The 21,170-nt window shown below is 37.6% G+C and carries 14 protein-coding genes; 6 read left to right on the top strand and 8 right to left on the bottom strand.

All coding sequences use genetic code 11. From position 1 onward, the window contains the following. Position 1: 1 nt before the first annotated feature. Positions 2 to 4,759, bottom strand: a complete 4,758-nt coding sequence (locus I6E78_RS16015; RefSeq protein ID WP_197182880.1) for a PAS domain-containing protein — start codon at positions 4,757 to 4,759, stop codon at positions 2 to 4. 254 nt (positions 4,760 to 5,013) lie between these two features. Here I6E78_RS16015 and I6E78_RS16020 point away from each other — a divergent pair, with 254 nt between their 5' ends. The 5 genes from I6E78_RS16020 to bfr (I6E78_RS16040) all read left to right on the top strand — a co-directional run bounded on the left by I6E78_RS16020 (position 5,014) and on the right by bfr (I6E78_RS16040) (position 10,449). Continuing rightward, positions 5,014 to 5,877, top strand: coding sequence for a cation diffusion facilitator family transporter (locus I6E78_RS16020; protein WP_086994534.1), 864 nt, complete (start codon positions 5,014 to 5,016; stop codon positions 5,875 to 5,877). Between the two features lie 92 nt (positions 5,878 to 5,969). After that, the gene (locus I6E78_RS16025; protein ID WP_182678938.1) at positions 5,970 to 7,040 is read left to right on the top strand and encodes a PepSY-associated TM helix domain-containing protein; all 1,071 of its coding nucleotides are present in this window, start codon (positions 5,970 to 5,972) and stop codon (positions 7,038 to 7,040) included. A gap of 72 nt (positions 7,041 to 7,112) precedes the next feature. Beyond that, the gene (locus I6E78_RS16030; RefSeq protein ID WP_197182881.1) at positions 7,113 to 9,248 is read left to right on the top strand and encodes a TonB-dependent receptor; all 2,136 of its coding nucleotides are present in this window, start codon (positions 7,113 to 7,115) and stop codon (positions 9,246 to 9,248) included. Between the two features lie 251 nt (positions 9,249 to 9,499). Further along, a complete protein-coding gene (bfr, locus tag I6E78_RS16035) occupies positions 9,500 to 9,970 on the top strand; it encodes a bacterioferritin (protein ID WP_197182882.1) in 471 nt (156 codons plus the stop codon). A 14-nt stretch (positions 9,971 to 9,984) separates the two neighbouring features. Then, positions 9,985 to 10,449, top strand: a complete 465-nt coding sequence (gene bfr / locus I6E78_RS16040; protein WP_011329913.1) for a bacterioferritin — start codon at positions 9,985 to 9,987, stop codon at positions 10,447 to 10,449. A gap of 79 nt (positions 10,450 to 10,528) precedes the next feature. Here bfr (I6E78_RS16040) and I6E78_RS16045 read toward each other — a convergent pair whose 3' ends face one another. Then, on the bottom strand, positions 10,529 to 10,723 hold the full coding sequence (locus tag I6E78_RS16045) for a (2Fe-2S)-binding protein (RefSeq protein ID WP_011329912.1): 195 nt from the start codon (positions 10,721 to 10,723) through the stop codon (positions 10,529 to 10,531). 570 nt (positions 10,724 to 11,293) lie between these two features. Between I6E78_RS16045 and I6E78_RS16050 the strand changes: the two genes are divergently transcribed. Continuing rightward, positions 11,294 to 11,851 (top strand): TMEM165/GDT1 family protein, encoded by a 558-nt coding sequence (locus I6E78_RS16050; RefSeq protein WP_011329910.1) that lies wholly within the window; start codon positions 11,294 to 11,296, stop codon positions 11,849 to 11,851. A 78-nt stretch (positions 11,852 to 11,929) separates the two neighbouring features. Here I6E78_RS16050 and I6E78_RS16055 read toward each other — a convergent pair whose 3' ends face one another. From I6E78_RS16055 to I6E78_RS16080, 6 genes are all read right to left on the bottom strand, one after another. Then, the gene (locus I6E78_RS16055) at positions 11,930 to 14,107 is read right to left on the bottom strand and encodes a TonB-dependent siderophore receptor (protein ID WP_197182883.1); all 2,178 of its coding nucleotides are present in this window, start codon (positions 14,105 to 14,107) and stop codon (positions 11,930 to 11,932) included. A gap of 90 nt (positions 14,108 to 14,197) precedes the next feature. Beyond that, positions 14,198 to 14,719 (bottom strand): DUF6436 domain-containing protein, encoded by a 522-nt coding sequence (locus I6E78_RS16060; protein WP_011329908.1) that lies wholly within the window; start codon positions 14,717 to 14,719, stop codon positions 14,198 to 14,200. Then, positions 14,703 to 16,169, bottom strand: a complete 1,467-nt coding sequence (locus I6E78_RS16065) for a methyl-accepting chemotaxis protein (RefSeq protein WP_011329907.1) — start codon at positions 16,167 to 16,169, stop codon at positions 14,703 to 14,705. Before I6E78_RS16065 ends, I6E78_RS16060 begins: the two co-directional genes overlap by 17 nt. Before the next feature lie 265 nt (positions 16,170 to 16,434). Beyond that, positions 16,435 to 16,989, bottom strand: coding sequence for an isochorismatase family protein (locus I6E78_RS16070; RefSeq protein WP_182683684.1), 555 nt, complete (start codon positions 16,987 to 16,989; stop codon positions 16,435 to 16,437). A 97-nt stretch (positions 16,990 to 17,086) separates the two neighbouring features. Then, positions 17,087 to 19,870, bottom strand: a complete 2,784-nt coding sequence (locus tag I6E78_RS16075; protein ID WP_197182884.1) for a response regulator — start codon at positions 19,868 to 19,870, stop codon at positions 17,087 to 17,089. A 99-nt stretch (positions 19,871 to 19,969) separates the two neighbouring features. Further along, positions 19,970 to 20,860, bottom strand: a complete 891-nt coding sequence (locus tag I6E78_RS16080; protein ID WP_011329904.1) for a cation diffusion facilitator family transporter — start codon at positions 20,858 to 20,860, stop codon at positions 19,970 to 19,972. Positions 20,861 to 21,170 lie beyond the last annotated feature (310 nt).

A 21,170-nucleotide genomic window follows, 5' to 3' on the forward strand; every position in this document is an offset into this window, starting at 1 on the left:
CTTAAAAATATTGCTCTAATTTATCTTTTAAAATATCAAGTTCAATTGGCTTGCTTAAATAATCATTCATGCCAACTGCAATACACCGCTCTTTGTCTGAATCCATGGCATTGGCTGTTAATGCTATAATTTTAATTGCTTTATGCTGCTCGCCAGCCTCACCTTTACGTATTGCAATAGTGGCATCATAACCATCCATAACCGGCATTTGGCAATCCATTAGTACAACTTGAAAGTAACCTGCTTCATGTTTTGCGAGTTCCTCTAAAGCACGTTGACCATTTTCGGCTAAGACTGTTTCGCAATTGAGCTTTTTAAGCATTAAAGTAGATACTTGCTGGTTTATTGGATTATCTTCAACCAATAATATTTTAGCAGGCTCAATGGTTTTGGCTTTGCGCAACGATGAAATATACCCAGATGTTACCAATGGCAGTGCTTCGTGCTGCTCGCTATTAGTAATAACCGAAAGCGCAGAAATTAAATCGGCGGTTGTTACTGGCTTTGGAAAGTAAGCCTGAAAGCCTGCGTCAGAATAGCGCTGAGCCCCCTCTAAGCCTGCAATACTGGTCATCATTACTAATGGCATATGTTTGTAATCTGCATGCGCTTTTAATACTTCACATAACTCTATGCCATCCATGCCGGGCATTTGCATGTCTAATACAGCTATGTCATACATGCCCTGATTGTTTTTAACTCTATTTTCACAAATTAGCAGCGCATGTTCGGCATTATTTGCCAGCTCAACATTAGCTCCCCAGTGCTTGAGCTGCTCTGAAATAACCAAACGATTTGTTTCGTTATCATCAACCACCAATATACTTAACCCATTAATATTAGCCTTTGGCATATAGCGCTCTTGTTGATCGCCCTTTAGCACCTCCATGGTGACGATAAACTCACTCCCTTGGCCAGCATTACTTTTAATTGCAATAGCGCCTCCCATTAGTTCACATAACTGCTTACTAATAGCAAGACCAAGGCCAGTGCCTCCATATTCTCGAGTAGTAGACGCATCAACTTGCATAAAAGGCGCAAATAACTGTTGTTGTTTTTCTTTGCTAATGCCAATACCAGAATCTTTTACGCTAACTTGCAGCATTAGCTGGGCCTCAATACGCTCAATAGATGCGCTAACCACCACTTCGCCTTCGTTTGTAAACTTAACGGCATTACTTAATAAATTAGTTAATACTTGGCGTATTCTCCCTGGATCGCCACTTAACTGCGATGGCTCTAAGGCAACCAAATCTAAAATTATTTCTATGCCTTTATTTTGAGCTGTTAATGCTTGCGCTGCGGCTACTTCCCCAATTAAATCGCGGGCATTAAAGTTAATACTCTCTAGCTCAATTTTACCTGCTTCTGCTTTTGAAAAATCTAAAATGTCGTTTATTACACCCAGTAATGAATGCGCACTGGTTTTAGCAATTGCTACTTTAGTTTCAATAGGCTTGGGCAGTTGCTCTAACTGAATAAGCTCAAGCATGCCTAAAACACCATTCATTGGCGTACGTATTTCATGGCTCATAGTTGCTAAAAACTGACTTTTTGCTACACCGGCTTCTTTTGCCAAAACCAAAGCTATTTTTAATTCCTCAGCGGTTTGTTTACGGCGTTGTGACACTAAGGTACTGCCTACTAAAGTTGCTAAAGAGCGTAAGTAGGTTTCTTCGCTTTGCGTCCATTGGCGAAACTCCCCAACGGTTTCTGCGCATAAAATACCTAAATTTCCGTCACCGGTTGTAATAACGGCATCTAGCATAGATTTTATATTATTAGGTTTTGCATAGTGCTCAATAAAATCAACGGTAGCGGGATGATTATAAACATCGTCAATGGCTATTAAGTTTTGTTTATAAATAGCTTCATAGTAGGCAGGGTAATCCTCTGCACTGAGCTGTGCATTACAGCAATCAACACCTTGCCCTTGTATATTTAAACTATGGCAAATCATTAAATCGCGTTGTTCGTTAAAAATCCAAATAGAAGCGCGCTGTACATCAAGCACTTCACACATAGACTTAACGGCTAATTTTTTCACCTCTGCCACATCACTGCTTTGCACTTCAGGTGCAACAGTAAGCATGGCTAAGCTTTTGTTGTAACGATTGGCTTTTTCGCTTTCGAGTTCAAGTCGCTTATGCGCATCAATACTTTGAAAAGAGCCAAAAACACGAATGCACTGGCCGTTTTCAAACTCACTTTGCCCTATTGACTTAACCCAACGTTCTTGGCCAGTGTAAGTAACAATAATAAGCTCAATATTCCAGCTTTTCCCACTACTTATTGCACTTTCAAAAAGGGCATTAATTTTATCTCTGTGATAGCCTTCTTTATAATGATTTATTGCAGTGGCTATATTTGGAGAGTAACTCTGTGGCACTTCGTGAATTGCGCGTACTTCGTCTGACCAATAAAGCGTTTGCGCTTTTAAGTCTATTTCCCACGCACCTATTTGCCCCTGTTTACTCATAGATTCAAGCAGGCTTTGCTGACGTGTTATTTTTAATTGCGCCTGATAACGCTCTGTAATATCGAGTATAAAACCATCTAAATATAATACGTTTCCGTCAGTGTCATAAATGGCTTGGCCTTTTTCATTTACCCAACGTACTTCATTACCTTGCGTTATGATCCGGTATTCAACAGACCAAGGCGTGTGCTCGTCAATGCACTTAATAATCGTTTTTTCAATATCGTCACGATCGTCCGAGTAAATTATTTCTAAATAACTTAACTGCTTATTCTCTAATATTGCCTCAGCGTCATAACCCGTAAGCTCTTTAGTTTGCTTACTCATATAAAGCATAGTCCACACTTTATCGTACTTACAACGATAAATAATGCCTGGAATATTGCCTACTAACGAGGCAAATTGGTCACGACTATTTTGTAATTCTAGCTCTGTTGCTTTTTGTTCTGTAATATCCAAATGGGTACCTATCATCCGCTTTGGTGAGCCATCATCATTCCATTCAACCACTTTTGCAGTGTCTAGTATCCATACCCAATGACCTTGTTTATGTTTCATACGTGCTTCATTGACGTAATAGTTTGTTTCACCAGAAAAATGAGCGTTTAATTTTTGCTCCGAAACGATTAAATCGTCTGGGTGGGCATACTTATACCAAGTGCCTATTACTGCTGGGCCTAACTCATCTAAGGTATAGCCAATTATTTCAGCCCAACGGTGATTAAAAGTGACTTTACCTGTGTCAATGTACCAATCCCAAATTCCCACAGCGGTAGTGTCTATTACCAACTGTAGTTGTGCTTTATGCTCTTCTAGCTCTATTTCTTGTAACTTTAATGCGGTTAAATCTGTTCGAATGGCTATATAGCTTTGTGGCTTAGCATTTTCATCTAAAAATGGCGCTATGGTGGTATCTACCCAATATAAATTACCTTGCTTGGCTTTATTACATATTTTCCCATGCCATACTTTTCCCTGTTTTAGGGTTTGGTACATTTCTTTAAAAAACTGTTTTGGGTGAGTGCCCGAATTAAGAATACGGTGATTTTTACCTATTAACTCGTGTTCGTCATAACCACTTATTTCACAAAACTTTTTATTAACAAAAGTGATAGTGCCTTTTAAATCTGTTGCAGCCACAATCGCGTGCTCATCAAGTGCACTTTTTTGCTCTGCTAAGTGCCTTAACACAACCTGTAGTTCAGCCCCTTGTTTATAAAACTCTGTTAGTTGTTGCTGTTTATTTTCGGCCAATTTACACAGCTTACTCGATAACAAATTAAACTCTTGGCTGTCGGGTAAAATAGGTACTTGGGTGCTTTTCCCCTTAGTAATTTTATCAACAAGGGCTGTTAAGCGCCTTAATGGATGAAACAATACTCGACCAAACCACCAAGAGCACGCTAAAACAGCCAACAACATAAGCAGTGTTGCCAAAGCAAAATACTTAATAGAATAAGTATTTGTTAGCTCCTGAACATTCGGCTTAGACACTAATAGCTGCCAGCTTTGATCACCCAAAAAATTCAGCTGACTAACAAAGCCATACATTACATCATTATTTTCGTTGTTATAGGTAAACGTTTTTTGCATTAATTGTGTTTTATTTAATAATGTTTGCTCTGTTGATGGCTGTTGGTTTAATAAAGGCAAACTATTACTTGGCAATAAACTAAAATTAAGCTCGCTGTTTTTAGCATACATTGCATTTAATTGATTCATTAGCCACTGGGGGTTTATATCGGCTAAAAGAATACGGCTTAATTGTTGCTCCGTATTATATATACCAAGCGCAATAATAAAATGTGGTTGTTTTTCAATTAAAAATGATTGAAATGAAGGCGTTGCATGCTCACTCAAGCTAGTATGGATATTAGTTAACGATTGAGGAGCTATTTTGCTAATAAAAGAAGATGTAGGTGCAGCAAGCAAAGCTGCGCTATCTATTAGCTCTACATTATTTACAAATTCGTATACGTTAACAAACTCAGTTTTTGCACTTTGTTGTTGCACAGAGTTAGTCGTTAACTGGTTTTTAAGTAACTTAAAATCTTTAATATAATCAGCCAGCCAAAAGCGACTAAACTGCTGAGCAATATTTGTTACCTGTTGTAATTCAGTTTGGGCGTGTTGTTCTAATGTATTATTTATTCGCTTAAAGCTCAGCCAAGAAAACAAACACAAAGGTATTAATGCAATAACTACAAAGGCTATAGTTAGCTTACTTTGTACAGACTGTCCTTTACCTGCTAGCTTTGTGAAGCTCAAACCTTTATTCATACCTGAATTACCTAGTAATTTTACCCATTTTAATACTATGTATTAATGCATTAAAAAGCCTAAGACGCAAGTTTTGCGCTAATAAGCCCATGAATTTTTTATGTGTTTTACAAACAGTACTGCTACCTGGCTTTTAACTAAATATACGCCTAAGTATACACAATGAGTTAGCTAAGTTTCATCAAGCCCCGTGTAGCTGTTTTTAGCTGCTCGTGATATAACAATCTTAATATAAGTAGTTACTTGGGGATATTATGGGTCATGACCATGCACACAGCCATGTAGACGAAAGCCAAAGTAACAAGCAACTCGCGCTAGCTGTTGCCATTAATGTTCTGCTTACTGTTGCGCAAGTTATTGGCGGAATATTTTCTGGCAGTTTGTCACTCATGGCAGACGCACTGCATAATCTTAGTGATGCAGCCGCTATATTTATTGCCCTTGTTGCGCGTAAAATTGGTAACAAACCTGCCGATAACACACATCACTTTGGCTACAAGCGCGCCGAAATTTTAGCTACTTTGTTCAATAGCAGTACATTAATACTGATAGGTGTGTATTTAATTTTTGAAGCTATGAGCAGTTATTTAAACCCGCAGCCAATTGATGGTTGGATCATAGTGTGGGTGGCTGCATTTGCCCTGCTAATAGATTTAATCACTGCACTTTTAACTTACCGAGCTGGCGCAAATAGCAGTATGAATATAAGAGCAGCTTTTATTCATAATGTATCTGATGCGATGGCGTCTGTTGTGGTTATTGTTGCAGGTACTTTAATTATTTTGTACCAGTGGTATATAGTTGATTTAATTGCGACAATTTTAATTTCTATTTATGTTATTTACCATGGCGTGTTACTGCTTAAACAAAGCTGTCGCATTTTAATGCAAGCTGCGCCTAATAACTTTGATACCCAAGCTGTTACATGCGCTCTCACCAAAAACTTTAATATAGAGCAAGTAATAGCTATAAAAGTATGGCAATTAGATGATAAAACCAGCCATTGCGAACTGCTGATTAACGCTCATAACTCACTTGATTTAGCAGCCGTTAAACACTTTTTACAGCATAATTTTAATATTGAAAACTGCATAATAGAAAAGCACAATAATTTATAATAAAAATAGCTTTATAAACAAACTTTCAATTGAAAACTGCTCTCATTATCATTTACAATTAGGGTTCTTAGCTCACAATTGAGATGCCGTTTTTGAAACTTTGGTTACGTAAAATTCATTTAACACTTGCCCTACTCAGCGGGTTGTTTTTATTAATAGTGAGCCTCAGCGGAGCGGTGTTAATTTACGCAAAAGATCTACAACACCTTATCCAGCCCGAAAAATGGCTAGTAACGCCTGCAGAAAAACCGCTAAATTTCGACACTTTAATAAACAGTGTGCAAACTCAAACCCAACAAAAAACTGTTTTTTTAATGCCTGAACAAAACCCTACTATGGCATGGCAGTTTAGATTAGCTAATAATCACTACGCGAGCGTAAACCCCTACACCAGCAATGTTATTTATACTTACCAAAGTACAGATACAATTTATGGTTTTACGCTTGCTTTGCATCGCTGGTTATTATTTGAGAGCAGTGACGGTAATAAACCATTTAAAAATTGGATGTCGGTATGTGCATTACTGCTGTTAATAAACGTATTAATAGGCTTTTATTTATGGGTAAAACCTAAAAACCGGATAAAACGTTTAGCTATAAAACCTAAAGCAAAACTAAGAGTACTGCTGTATCAGCTGCATACTGTGTTGGGAGTTTACTTTTTTGTGCCATTAATACTGATTGCCTTTACGGGTATGGCGTTTAATTGGAAAACGCAAACGCAGTCTGTTTTAGAATTGGTAACACAAAATAAAGTAACAAACAGACCTGCGCCTCCCAAAATACCTGTGCTTAAAAATACCGAATTACAATACAATTTAGCAATTAATAATGCTCAAGCCATATTTCCTAAAGGTGAGCCATATAGGGTATACCTACCTAAAAAAGCGGATGACGCGATTGCTTTAAGAATACAAAATCCCGGCGAAAGCCACGCTTACAGCTGGGTTTGGACTAATCCATTTACTGGTAAAGTATTAAACTCATTTGACGCCAGTAAAACCAATTTCACCACACAAGCATGGAACTTTAAATATGCCTTTCATATTGGTAATTTTGCTGGGCCAGTTGTACAGTTTTTATGGCTACTAATAACCCTATCACTGAGCTTTTTTATTGTAACGGGTGTTTACTTTTGGTTAAAAAGACGCAATCGAAAATAATTATCATTAACACTTGTGGCCGCTATTGTTAATAGTTATCATTACCAAAATTAATTATTTATCTGAGTTTCCATGTTAAAAACCTCACTTTGCTTACTTAGCGTCGCTGTTAGTGCTTGCGCAATTGCCGATGAAAATAGTAAAAACAAATATTCTGCTGATCAGTTAGAACACGTTATTGTGTCGGGTAGTCGTATATTTGAAAGTATTGATGAAGTTCCTGCTTCAATTACTGTTATAAATCAGCAGCAAATTCAACAACACTTAAAAGTAAACCCAGAACTAAGCAGCTTACTCGCACAAATGGTACCAGGATTGGCTCCTAGCACCGGCAGCTCCAGTAACTCAGGGCAAACACTGCGTGGTCGCGCACCTTTAGTTATGATTGACGGCGTACCACAGTCAACTCCACTGCGTAACGGTTCATTAGGCATAAAAACGCTAGATGCCAGTGCCATTGCACGCATAGAGGTTATTAAAGGAGCAACCTCTATTTATGGTAATGGCGCTGCTGGCGGCATAATTAACTACATAACAAAACAAGCGAAAAGTGACGGCCAGCCTGAGGGCGAAATTAGTATTTCTAGCCGCTTTAGTGCTGTTAAGCTTGATGAAAGTGCCGGTGCAAGAATATCGGCAGCTATAAATGGTGGCTTAGATAAGTTTAGCTATTTAATAAGCGCCAGTTACGAGCAAAACGGTGTACAACGTGATTCAGAGGGTGATATTTTAGGCTTGCAATATGGTTTGTCCGACTCAGAAACACAAAACTACTTTACTAAACTAAGCTACGATTTTGATGATGATAAGCAACTAGAGTTTAGTTATAACTTTTATAGCTCACAGCAAAAAACTGATTTAGGGGATGTTACTGGCGACGGTAACATAGGTGAAAAAACCTATGCGATTCACGTACCCAAAGAGCTGCAAAAACCAGGTAAACCGCAAGGCCCCGAAGGCAATGTAAATATTACTCTTAAATACCTAGATTACGCCTTATTCGATAACACCCAAATGACCTTAGATCTGTACAAGCAAAATATAGAAAATGTATTTTTCTTTTCAACTAATTTAGCCAATCTTGATGATGGTTATAGCGGTGGTCAATCTGTTATAAAGTCAGATAAACTAGGCGCAAGAGCCACATTTAATAGCCAATTTGACTTTGATAATCTAACAACCACCTTAATATATGGTATTGATGCCCTGAACGATAAAACCTCACAACCTTTAGTTGATGGCCGTATATGGGTTCCTGAAATGAACATGGATAGTGTTGCTGGTTTTTTACAAACAAAGTGGGTAATTAACGACGATATTATTTTAAAAGCCGGTGTAAGAAAAGAAAGCATAGATTTAACGGTAGCCGACTATCAAACATTAAAGCTATGCAGAACCGCTACGCAATGTTCAGTACCACTAAGTGTGCGCGGCGATACCATAAATTACGATGCAACAACTTACAATGCTGGCATTAAATATAATTTAAGCCCTGCCTTTAGCCCATTTTTTAGTTACTCGCAGGGCTCTGATATATCAGACATAGGCATACTATTGCGCGCAGCTACTGTAAACGATATAGCGCTTATTCAAACACAAGCATCAATTATAGATAACTACGAAGTAGGTTTCACCTCACAATTTGATGACCTGCGCTTTGAACTAGCAGCATATAAAAGCACGTCTGAGCTAGGAACCAGCAATAAATTTAACGATGTAACAGGCGTTTATGAGCCAATACGCGCGCCGCAAAAAATATGGGGCTTTGAAGGCTTAGTAAATTATGCCATTACCCCACAACTTAAATTAGTTGCCACATATAGCTACGTTGAAGGTAAAGATACCCAAGCCGATGAATACTTAGGTGCTAAACAAATTAGCCCACCAAAAGCGACAGCCAATTTAGCGTGGCAGGCCAGCGACGACATAGCTCTTACATTTAGCTATTTATACGTTGGCGATAGAAAGCGCTTTGATAAAAACGAACAAGGCCAATACGTTGGCGATCAAGGTCCTGTAAGTAGTTACGATATAGTTAATTTGAGTGGTCAATATCAAATTACTCCACAATGGAGCAGCTATTTTGGGGTCGAAAATTTATTTAACAGCGACTACTACCCTGCTCGTGCGCAATCATATACTTATGGTGGCTACAATATTAAAGGGCTAGGCACTACGGCAACTCTCGGTGCTAAATATCAATTCTAACTGATTTAAGTAACTTTAAAGGCATGTTAAGCATGCCTTTTTAAATTATATTAAATATGTGTATTAACCCTCATCTCGCTCAATTAACAATACCTATTATAAAATTAAAAACTGCTTACAAACCAAGTAATAACGCAAACTTAAATAAGAATCAAAACCAATAGTAACATAATGATTTTTATAGAGAAAACTTGCAATAGCTGCAGTTTGCACTACACTGGTCGCAATTGAACTTGTTAAGGTGATCTATCATGAAAGGTAATCAAAAAGTAATCGACGCATTTAATACATTGTTAGCCAACGAATTAGCAGCAATTGACCAGTATTTTATTCATTCGCGCATGTACGATGACTGGGGATTAGCTAAACTTTATGAGCGCCTTAACCACGAAATGGAAGAAGAGAAAGATCATTGTGACTGGTTAATAAAACGCATTCTATTTTTAGAAGGTGTGCCTAACATGACTAAACGTCGTGATTTATTAATTGGCACCGATGTTAAAAGCATGATGCAAAACGACTTAACACTTGAGCTTGAAGTAGTAGCTAGCGTAAAAGACGTAATCGCAATATGCGAAGTACAACAAGACTATCAATCTCGTGCCATTTTAGAAAAACTATTATTTGATACCGAAGAAGATCATGTTTACTGGTTAGAACAGCAGCTTGGTTTAATTGATAAGATTGGAACGCAAAATTATCATCAAGCACAAATGGCTTAGTAGGAGTATATAGTATGAAAGGCGATAAAGACGTTATTGCAGCACTAAATAAAGTACTCGCTAACGAGCTTGTTGGTATTAACCAATACTTTTTACACGCACGTATGTTTAAAGATTTTGGCTTTAGTAAATTAGATAAAGCAGACTACAAAGTATCAATTCAAAAAATGAAAAACGCGGATCGTTTAATTGAACGTATTTTGTTTTTAGAAGGCTTACCAAATCTTCAAGACCTAGGCCGTTTACGTATTGGTGAAAACAGCGAAGAAATGATTGCTGCCAATATGAGCTTTGAACTTGATACAATTGATGAGTTACGTAGCGCAGTTAAACTGGCTGAAAGTAAAAAAGATTATATTACTCGTGAAGCCCTTGATCACATTTTAAATGAACAAGAAGAGCAAATTGATTGGTTAGAAACTCAGCAATTACTGATTGAAAATACCGGCTTAGAAAACTACCTACAGTCGCAGCTGTAATAGTAATTAACACGCATAAAAAAGCAGCTTAAAGCTGCTTTTTTTATATCTAAATTTTGTAATGTAATTTTTAACTAAATTAAGCCACTTGATCCGTTATATCGGCAATTTGAATAAGCTTACGATTAAGGATCTTTTTAGTACAACCACAACACTTACCGCATTGGCTGCCCACTTTAAGCTCTTTAGTTAACTCACGCATGGTTGTTGCACCATCGTCAATTGTTTGTTCAATTTTTTTATCGGTCACACCGTGACATAGACAAATATACATGAATACAAACCACTCTCAATTACATTTAGTAGGTGCATACTAATCTAAATGGTAATGGTTATCAAACACTTTTTGCAGTTAATTATTTATTTTTTGATCTTATTTTAAGCAGTGCTACACAGGTTAAAATAATCAGCGACTGTTTAAAAAAGTATATGTTCCAAAATTGTATGTCCGTTGAGGCCCTGTATTCAATTTTTAAAACAACCACTGAGCACCTGTACGCTTAAGCTATTCGTTTTAATTACTTATAGCGCTTAATCTATGGTTCAAGATTTACTATCTAAAAGGTTTGTGGAATAATGCGCGTCTCTTAGGGGAGTAGCCCGCTTAGTAATATCAATCGTGTTGGAAAAGTGAGTAATTATAGCCTTGTATATCGCTACAATAACCACGCTTTAATATTATTGGTGTCACAAGTAAACTTATCAACATAATTGCACCTCACGTGCGTGGTAAGTTTGTAATGTTGTAGCAAGCATTATCGGCGAGACCTAGGTAGATAACTATCCTCAAGGCGGGAGATAGCTATTTGCCTTGGTTTAGTATTCCCGCCTGTAAGAATCAATAATGGAAGTTTTTTTAACCTCAACCGTCACTGTTGCCCTTGCGGAAATAGGCGATAAAACTCAACTTTTATCGTTACTGCTCGCTGCTCGTTTTCATAATAAAATTGCACTCATTTTAGGTGTATTAGTCGCAACTATTATTAATCATGGCTTATCTGCTTGGTTTGGAGATTGGCTTAGTGGTAATTTTGCTATTGAGTACCTACCTTGGGTTGTGAATATTAGTTTTATTGTGGTTGGCCTTTGGCTGCTGATCCCTGATAAAGATGAAGCCGTGAGCCATAAATACGATCGCTATGGCGCATTTTTAGTCGCTTTTGTATTGTTTTTTATTGCTGAAATTGGCGATAAAACACAAATAGCCACTGTGCTACTTGGCGCACAATATCAATCGGTGTTGTGGGTTACTATTGGTACAACTGTGGGCATGTTAATTGCCAACGTACCGGTTATTTATGCAGGTAATGCGCTACTAAAACGCATTCCTTTAAATAAAGTACGAATTATTGCAGCCAGTGTTTTTGTGCTGTTAGGGCTATATGGCATAGCAACTATTTAGGCTCAATACTTTTATTATTAAAAGCCCTCTGCTCATTATCCATAAACGAGGGCTTTTAATTTCACATCAGCTTAAGTATTAAAACTGATATTTAGCCGATAAGTAAACACGTCTTGGCTCACCTGGAAAATGCCCAGTGCGATTTATAAAGCCGCTTGATGCGTACTCTTTATCAAACACATTTTTAATTGATACTTGCCACGTCCAGTTTTCTAACTGAGTTTTCCAGGCCATATTGTAAATAGTATAGGGCTTTACATGGGTGCCATCTAAACTTACTTGCTGATCAACATAATCAAGGCCAGCAGCAATAGATGAGTTAATGCTGGGTAGGTCATAGCGAGTCCATACTCCGGCAGTATTTTGGGGGGCATTGGCAAACTTATCTGAACCAGCAGCTTGCGCTGAAAAGCCTTCGCTTTGCTCGTTTATACGGGTATCGTTATACGCGTAACTGGCCGTTACTACCCAGCTATCGGTTATGTCGCCAACCACCTCTAGCTCAAAGCCATCGCTTTGCACTTCACCTAGCGATTCTAGCTGGTCAATACCCGAATCATTTTGTAGTAAGCTTGTTTGCAAAATATTTTTACGCACAATTTGATAGGTCGCGATATTAATCGCCAAGGAGTCATCAAATAATTTAGTGCGCAAGCCTAACTCTGTAATATAGCTATTTTCTGGGGAGAATGGCCCACCTACTAACTCAGATTGGCTTGCCGCATCTTGCGGCAAAAAGCCTGTACCATAAAGCGCATATGGAAAAAACGTATCGTTAATATTATAACTGGTGCCAATACGCACCGTAACATCACTATCTGAAAACTCAGTATTGCTGATCTGATCAGTATCTTCAAAGTGATCGTAGCGTAGCCCCGCTGTTATATTCCACTTTTCGGTAATATCTAGTTGATCTTGCAAATAAACCCCGAGCCTTTTAGATTCAGTACTAACAAATCGTGGGGTTATACTTTGTAAGTCGTAATCGGCGCCCGATGTTAAACCATATTGCGGATTGATTAACGATAGTCCAGGTACTGGTCCGCCTTTACTTGCTTGTTTGGCGGTGCGGTATATAGCATCAAATTTAGCAGCATAATAATCTGCGCCTACTAAAAACACATGCTCCATATTCGCAATCGTTGTTTGTGCTATTAAATTAGCAGTTAAACTCAAGCCTTGGTTTTCGCGCGCTTGATCTCTAAATTCACGTTCACTCCAATCAACTACACCGTCATTATCGGTATCTAACAAGCCCCGCGGTTCGTGATAGTTTTGCTGTTCGGTATTAGTAAAGTAACGCGCTGTTACATCTGTACTAAATATATCATTTAACTCATTTTTATAGGTTGCCTGATACACATCAGCTGACACTTTTTGATAATCGCTTGCTTCGTTATGGTTCCACTCACGATTAGCAATAAAGTCGCCGTTATCATCTACAGGTACGCCACGTAAACGGGCTCCTGCTAAGTCTTGATCTATATTAGTGTATTGCAGCACTAAATTTGACGCATTATCAAAGTCAAAGCGATAACCTAAATCGATAATGGTGTTGTCTTCGCCGGTGTTATACCTAAACGGATTTTGGCTTTCTTTATACACGCCCACTCTGTAGGCTTGTGTTTGCTCGTTGTTTACACTGCCTGTAGATTCAAAAGCACCACTAAAAAAGTCATCATTGCCAAGCTCTAGTTCTACTGTAGTTTTAGCAATATATTGTGGTTTTTTAGTCATGTAGTTAATAATGCCACCTGGATTACCACTACCATAAACCGCGCCACTTGGGCCTTTAAGCACTGCTACTTGCTCAATATTAAATAACTGCGGTACGGCAAAACCATTAAAAGGGTCACCTTTTACACCATCGTATAAAATTTCGTCTTGACGAAAGCCTCTAAATGTTACGCCCGAATAGCTAAAGCCATTAACGCCTGCAATGTTACTATATAAATCAGTAATTTGACGTGCTGCTTGGTCACTAATTAACGCTTGCGGTAATATTTGAATCGATTGAGGTATTTTTTCTAAGGGGGTATCTGTACGGGTACCAAATGCTGACTCGGTTGGCCTATATAACGAAAAAGCACGGCCTACTACTTCTATTTTTTCAATATTATTCTGAGCCGTTGCGCTATTGAGCGGTATTGTTGAGGGCGGTGCTGTTGTTGATTGTTCAGCTTCTTCGGCGGCAAATACACTGGCAGAATTAAATATAATTGATGAGATTGCGATAGATAAAAGAGTAAATTTCATGAGAGATAACTAACAATAATACAGTGAACGCATGTTAATGCTAACCACTCTCATTTGCAATTGATTATTCTATATAAATAAAAGCTTTGCCTATGTACTCGTAACGCAATAGCAGCCTTTAGTGTCAGCAATTAATAACTGTGAATTAAACCCAGCTGTTAAGTTACTAATAACAGTTTCTACAAAACCGCTTCCTTGCGAGCACGCTAGTCCTTCGGATAGCGGCCCGGCATAAACAAAGTCCCCATTTTTATCAATAATTACAGCAGCAGGGGTTGCTGGAATGGCTTGCTTAAGTTGTTGTGTAAGTTGCAACTCTTGCACGGCAAGTCCTTTACTTTTTGCAAATGCTTGCAACGTCGTAATGTGCGCTTGTGCTTGCTTAGTACAACCGCAATTTTGCTCTGTAATAATAACAAGCGATGCCACGGTATTACTAACCACTAACTGTTGTTTAAATTGCTCAAACCAATTTTGTTGCTTTAGCATTTGCGATTCATCAAACGGCTTTAGTTGCCCAAGCTGAAAGTACACCAGCCCAGTCACAACCAGTATAAACCACGCGGCAACAACCCCTACAATAAAGTAATTCGACTTACTTAAATTTTGCAATACTTTGCTCTAATACATCAATACTTACGTCAATTAACTGTACTTTAGCTGTTAACTGCTTAACTATTTTTGTGTCTTGGTATTGGTTTTGGCGCATTTTGTCTGTGCTTAGTGCTATTTGCGCCGTATTACCCGCTTGCTCGGCAACTACTTGAGCCACTGAGCTAGTACTGCTTGATACCGCTTTAATTTGTTCACTCATAGATGAAATGTTTTCTTTCATCGTGGTGCTTATTTTTGTTAAGTCGACTACAAAATCAACACATTGGCTCATAGACTGAGTAGATGTGCGGCTATTGCTAACCAAGTCTTTTAAGGTAGCGGCTATTTTAGCCGTAGTTGCTTGGCTATTAGTAGCAAGTGAGCGCACTTCTGATGCGACAACAGCAAAGCCACGACCATGCTCTCCGGCTCTAGCGGCTTCAATTGCGGCATTTAAAGCCAGTAAGTTAGTTTGATCTGCTATTCCCGATATTTCATTAAGTAAACCCGATATTACGTCGCCTGCGCCAACAAGATGATTTATTTGCTCTTCCGTATGATTAAGTAGTGTTAATAGCTCTCTGCTTTTACTGTCTGTTTGTGACACTTCTTGCAAGGCATTGGTCGCAGCTTGAGTAATATTATCTACTTGGTGTTTTAATACTTCACTTTCTTGCTCAACAAGTTTAAAGCCATGAGCAACTTGCGCACCAGAACTTGCAATATCGTCGGTTTGTTGGGTGCGCTGATCTGCACCTTCGGTTAACTCGTCGTGCACTTGGATCAGCTCTTGTGAGCTTACCTTTAATGACTCTGATTGAGTTTTTACTTGTTTAATTACATCTGACAAATACTCTAATAAGGTATTAAAGCCGGCTACCGCTTGGCTTTTTTGATCATCAGCACGTAAAGAAAGTTTAATATGATTAGGGTCTTGCATTATTTGCTCTGTCGCTGAGCTTAGCGATAGCCCGGCACTACGTTCGCGCTGCAATGTTTTAGCAATATAGCCTGCAACAAACACTTCAACAATGGCATAACCTGCATGTATTAGCACTGTTGTAAAGGCAAGCCTATCTGGATCAAACACGTAAAAACCTGTGTTTTGAGTTTGTAGGTAATAAAACGATAAGTGATGTACAGCAACAAACACAATAGCAGTTATAAAAACACGCCATTGCACAAACATAATTAACATCGCCATTAAAATAAATATTTCAAAATGCACTTCAATCAAACCATAGGTTTGTTGAATATGTAAAAAAGAAAACATCATAATGGCTGCAGCGACAACGTGGGGCGTTAAAGCACTATTAGGTTGGGTTTTTAATAGCCAAATTGGTAATAAGCAAAGCGGTAAGCCAACAATAAAGGCTTCGCTCAATGTGCCAAAATATAAACCAACACCTATTGATTCTATAAATAAGAGGCTAAAAATAACCGTAAATAAACGCGCAACACTAGACATAGTAGCCTTAAATTAAGTTTTTTAATAAAAATTAAGCGAGGTAATACGTATTAAAGTTTAAAAAAGTTCATCGGTTCCCCCTAACAAGCAAAAAAATGCTGAAATATTACACTTAACTTAACAAAGTAGACGAGTTAATTACATTATTTAAATATATTGACCTAATTGAATTGTTATTTACCCAACAAGCTAATAAGTTTATGTACAAGCAAAGACGGCTATTTAACCTGCACTTTAGTTAGAACTTTATTATCCAGAGTTAAGGCTATTTAATAATAGGTAATATTTTTTTAAAGTTAGGTGTTGCTGCTTGCTTGGTCCATTGAAAAATAATGCTCTCGGTACTGGAAATGATCGCACCAGCTTGGCGTAGTTGCTCAGTAGCAATTATTTTGTGGTTGTCGTTGCGTGAACCTATCGCATCAACTGCAATGATCACCTCATAGCCGTACTGCAATAAATCTAAGCATGTTTGCAACACACAAACATGCGCTTCGGTACCAATAACCACGACTTGCGGGCGAGTATACTTAGCGAGTTGCGCTAAAAACCCGGGCTCTGCACAGGCACTAAAGTGGGTTTTATGAAAATAATCTGCTTGTGGCAAAGCACCCTGTAAGGTTTGATTGGTTGCGCCCAAACCTTTTTTATATTGCTCTGTAATAAGGGTCGGTATTTTATGCACTAAGCTGGCTTGCGATAACTGTAATGAGCACTTTAAAATAGCGCTAAAGTCAGCTATGGCTGGCTCAAGTTTCGTTTGTATATCAATAATTAATAACACACTGCTTAAAGCATCCACATTACTCATTTTGCTCATACTTCCTCCACTGTCCTGTTTAGTGTTAACTGCTTGTAACTAGCTCACTCTAATACGAACACCAAAACAAAGCTACTCTGCTCGCTGTTAGTATTGTTCAACTAGGCTTAAATAAGTTATTAATACACTGATACAACTCATTTTTATTGATGGGTTTGGCTATAAAGTCATTCATACCGGCGTTTAAGCATTTTTCTTTATCTTCGGCAAACGCATTGGCAGTAATAGCTAAAATTAATACGTTTTTACAATCATTTGGCATTTGGCGTATTTTTTGTGTGCATTGGTAGCCATCCATATTGGGCATTTGGCAATCCATTAAAATCAAATCTGCGGGGTAGCTTTCTAAGCAATGTAACGCTTCAAGGCCATCGTTTGCCGTTTTTATCTCGCATCCCGTTGCAATCATCATTTTGGTGATTACTATTTGATTAATTGGATTATCCTCTACGATTAAAATACGTTTTGCTGCTAAATCAGGAACAGAACTGTCGGCTATCTCCTTAACTGGAGCCTGGCTTAGAATGAGTGGGATTTTTATTTTAAAACAGCTTCCTACCCCTTCTTCACTGCGCAGGGTAAGCGAACCGCCCATCAGCTCAATTAATCGTTTACTAATTGTTAGCCCAAGCCCAGTGCCGCCATATTTTCGGGTAGTGGAAACATCAGCTTGTGTAAATTCTATAAATAAATTTTGTTGTTGCAGCGCAGAAATACCAATACCAGTATCGGTAATTTTAATGAACAAACAATCATCCTCTGCAAAGCAATCCATAGTAATTAAACCAGTGTCAGTAAATTTACCCGCATTACTGAGTATATTGTTGATAACTTGAGAAAAGCGTAGTGAGTCTAACGCTATAAATGGCGGTAATTCTGAGGCAATAGTTAGCTTAAATGTAACGTTAGCGCTTAATCCCGAGTTATCAAAAACAGTGGCTAATTGGCGTATTAGTTTTTTAATTTCAGTTGGTTGCACATCTAACTTTAACGCATTAGCTTCTATTTTAGAAAAGTCGAGTATCTCATTTAAAATAAGCAGTAAGTTATGGGCACTTTGTTGGATCATTTGCAGCTCATTTTGTTCATCGGCAGCAATTTTAGAATTTTTTATTAGCAACTGAGTCATGCCCAAAATACCATTAAGCGGAGTGCGAATTTCGTGACTCATATTGGCCAAAAATAATGACTTAGTTTTATTTGCTTTATTAGCAACCCCTACAGCTTTAATTAGCTCCTGTGTTTTATCTTTAACTTGTTGCTCAAGCTTTAAATTAAAGTTTTTAAGCTGATTATTCAACGCTTCATTTTTACTGTTTGCGGTGCGTAACTTATTAAAGTTATTAGTCATCTTAAGGGCTAAACTTGCAAACTGTTGTTGTAACTTTTCAACCTCGTACCAGGTATTAGTATGCGAAACTAACCCTACTGTTTGTTCATCGGTTTCGAAGTTATCTATTTGCTCGGTTAACTTTATTATCGGCGTTACTAACCACTTACTTAGCTGCGTAATAAAAACACTGGTTAGTACTATTATAAATAAGATCAACACCAGAGATTGCCCCCACGCTTGGGCTGCAACATTATTGGCATACTTTTTATTCATTAATGTGAAAATACGCCAATGATTTAATGCCGATGTAGTGTCTTTTGAGTAATATTGCTGCGCGTTTGTTGCTGTAAATGCGCTTGTTTGTTTAAGGCTTTGCAGCGCAACTACATCTTGTTTGCTAAGGGTTTGCATCTGCTTAAAGTCATTTAAGGTTGAAAATACTACCTGATTGCTTTTATCTAATATAATTAAGTCGGCTTGGCGCTTAAATAAGGTAGGTTGTAAATCACTAAAGTTTTCAAATAACAATGAGCCTTCTACTATCCCCTTAAATTGCTGGTTATTATAAACAGGGGCCGATATTGCCACTATTGATTGCTGTCCAAACCCTCTTCCTTTAAAAATACCAGAAATAAATCCATTTTGAGAATCAATTGCTTGGTAAAAATAATCGCGATCAGCAACATTAGCAACAGCCTTACCTTTTAACTGCTGTGTTTTTGACGTTGTGGGATAAAAGTAATTTACGTTGGCAAGTTCATCGGTACTTATAGCAGTTATAAACCCAGGATATAACTTCCCTAAAAGCTCAATAGCACTTTGTGGGCTATGCCCTACGCTAATATTTTGTGCGGTCAGTATTACTGCTTTGCGATGGTTTTCTAAATATAAATCTAGGCTTTGCGCTATTTGTTGGGACTTTTCGTTTAGTTGTGCGTTTATTTCGTATTCAACCCTAGAGTAATGGTTATTAATAAGCACAATTGAGGTAAGCACTACCACTAAAATAACGAGCAAAGTTACAATATAATTAAGGATTTTATACAAAGAACCATAATGGCGAGACCAAGAATGGCGATTAAAAAAGAAACTAAATAAATCAATTACGCATAAATAAATGGCGGCATTTAAACAATATTTAGCAAGCGCAGTAACCAAAGGTAAAAAGCTAATATTAAGAAAGTAATGCCCAAACCCCCACAGTAATGGCATTGCTACTACAAGCCAAAACAGCATTCCTCTAAAAAATAAAGGCCTAGAATAGCGCAGACAAAAAAAGTACACCCATAGTATTTCTAAACCAAAAACGATTGAAGGCCAAGCATGCCCCCAACGATAAAATATGCCTAGGGTGCTTAAAGTAAACACAACTAACGAATAGCGCCAGCCAAATAATAATAAGCTTAAAAGAACAAAAAATTGCCCTAATAAAAACTCAGAACTATTAATAAATAAGATTGGTAGGGTATTTACAAAAGCAGCGGTAATACCAAATAAACACGACACAATAAAGTTAAAGTAGCGATGCTTACTTGCTAGTAAAGGCATAATTAGATTCCAATAAATTGCTGTTGATTCAATTTGTTCCTACAACAGCTATTATTTACATATAGCTTAAACTAAGCCATATGCTGCAATTTGCCAAGTTTAATTAACACTACTGCAACTACTTTCAATTTGTAACACGCTATTTGTTACATTAAATTTTGAACGCAACAGGTTTTCGACTTTTAAGCGACATGCTTTATCGTGTTTTTCAATGGTGCAGTGTTTTTTTAGCACTATATGCGCACCCACTATTACCGTTTTATCTTTTCGTACTACAGTTACATTATGCACATTTTTTACATGCTGGATTGTGGTAATTGCTTGCTCAACTTTAGCTACTTTAGGGAGTTTATCTTTATTTATATACAGCCCTTTAACGCAACTTATAATAACCTTAATACCGGTGAATAAAACGAATGAAGCAATTAACATGCTCGATAAAATATCGATAATATCCCAACCAGTCAGGTAAATTAACACTCCGGCTATAAAAGTAGAAATAGTAGATATAATGTCAAAAAACGAGTGTAAAAACACCGCATATACATTAATACTTGCTTTACGGCCTTTATATAACACCCAAGCAGCGGCACCATGAAACAAAAAACCAAGCGCGGCAATGGCCGACATTAAAAAGCTATTTATTTCAAGTTCGTTGCCTTCATGATGGTGCATAAAACGCTCGCCACCTTCATACAATATAACCAAGCTAATTGCTAAATATAAAAAGCCATTTATAAGGCCTCCTACTAACTCAGCACGCTGATAGCCATCGTTATAGGTTTTAGCAAAGTGAATCGCCAAGCTCGAGGCAATTAAAGCAATAAATAAAGAGCTGTTATGAACAAACAAGTGCCCTGCATCGGCTAATACTGCTAGTGAGTTGGCGTAATATGCGCCTATTAATTGAATAACCATAAAAGAGCAGGTGATCGCCAAAGCAATTAATAAACGGCGACGGGAAGCTTTATGTGTCGTTATTTCGGTCATGAAATACTTAAGTACCTATACTTAAAACAAAGTAAGCTTCGAAAAAGCTCAACGGGGAATACGTAATGATATACAGTATCAATTATAATACGTAAACCTAATAAACGCACTAAAAAATTGGGAAAATAGAAACTTCTGTACTAAAAGTATTTAAAAAGGTATAAAAATAACAATATATTATAAAAATAATGTAACTATTCACCAAGACAAATTATTTTCTAAGGATCTTTTTTAGCTATTGACTGATCCTGCCAGTATGCCAAGCTAGAGCTATTACCCTATCGCTCTAGCTTTAATGAATTTAAACAGC

The organism is Pseudoalteromonas sp. NZS127, from assembly GCF_015864805.1.
Lineage (GTDB): Bacteria > Pseudomonadota > Gammaproteobacteria > Enterobacterales > Alteromonadaceae > Pseudoalteromonas > Pseudoalteromonas nigrifaciens.

Coding starts and splice junctions, on each gene's coding strand:
- I6E78_RS16015 (WP_197182880.1), bottom strand. CDS start 4,759: ATGAATAAAGGTTTGAGCTTCACAAAGCTAGCAGGTAAAGGACAGTCT.
- I6E78_RS16020 (WP_086994534.1), top strand. CDS start 5,014: ATGGGTCATGACCATGCACACAGCCATGTAGACGAAAGCCAAAGTAAC.
- I6E78_RS16030 (WP_197182881.1), top strand. CDS start 7,113: ATGTTAAAAACCTCACTTTGCTTACTTAGCGTCGCTGTTAGTGCTTGC.
- bfr (WP_197182882.1), top strand. CDS start 9,500: ATGAAAGGTAATCAAAAAGTAATCGACGCATTTAATACATTGTTAGCC.
- bfr (WP_011329913.1), top strand. CDS start 9,985: ATGAAAGGCGATAAAGACGTTATTGCAGCACTAAATAAAGTACTCGCT.
- I6E78_RS16045 (WP_011329912.1), bottom strand. CDS start 10,723: ATGTATATTTGTCTATGTCACGGTGTGACCGATAAAAAAATTGAACAA.
- I6E78_RS16050 (WP_011329910.1), top strand. CDS start 11,294: ATGGAAGTTTTTTTAACCTCAACCGTCACTGTTGCCCTTGCGGAAATA.
- I6E78_RS16055 (WP_197182883.1), bottom strand. CDS start 14,107: ATGAAATTTACTCTTTTATCTATCGCAATCTCATCAATTATATTTAAT.
- I6E78_RS16065 (WP_011329907.1), bottom strand. CDS start 16,169: ATGTCTAGTGTTGCGCGTTTATTTACGGTTATTTTTAGCCTCTTATTT.
- I6E78_RS16070 (WP_182683684.1), bottom strand. CDS start 16,989: ATGAGCAAAATGAGTAATGTGGATGCTTTAAGCAGTGTGTTATTAATT.
- I6E78_RS16075 (WP_197182884.1), bottom strand. CDS start 19,870: ATGCCTTTACTAGCAAGTAAGCATCGCTACTTTAACTTTATTGTGTCG.
- I6E78_RS16080 (WP_011329904.1), bottom strand. CDS start 20,860: ATGACCGAAATAACGACACATAAAGCTTCCCGTCGCCGTTTATTAATT.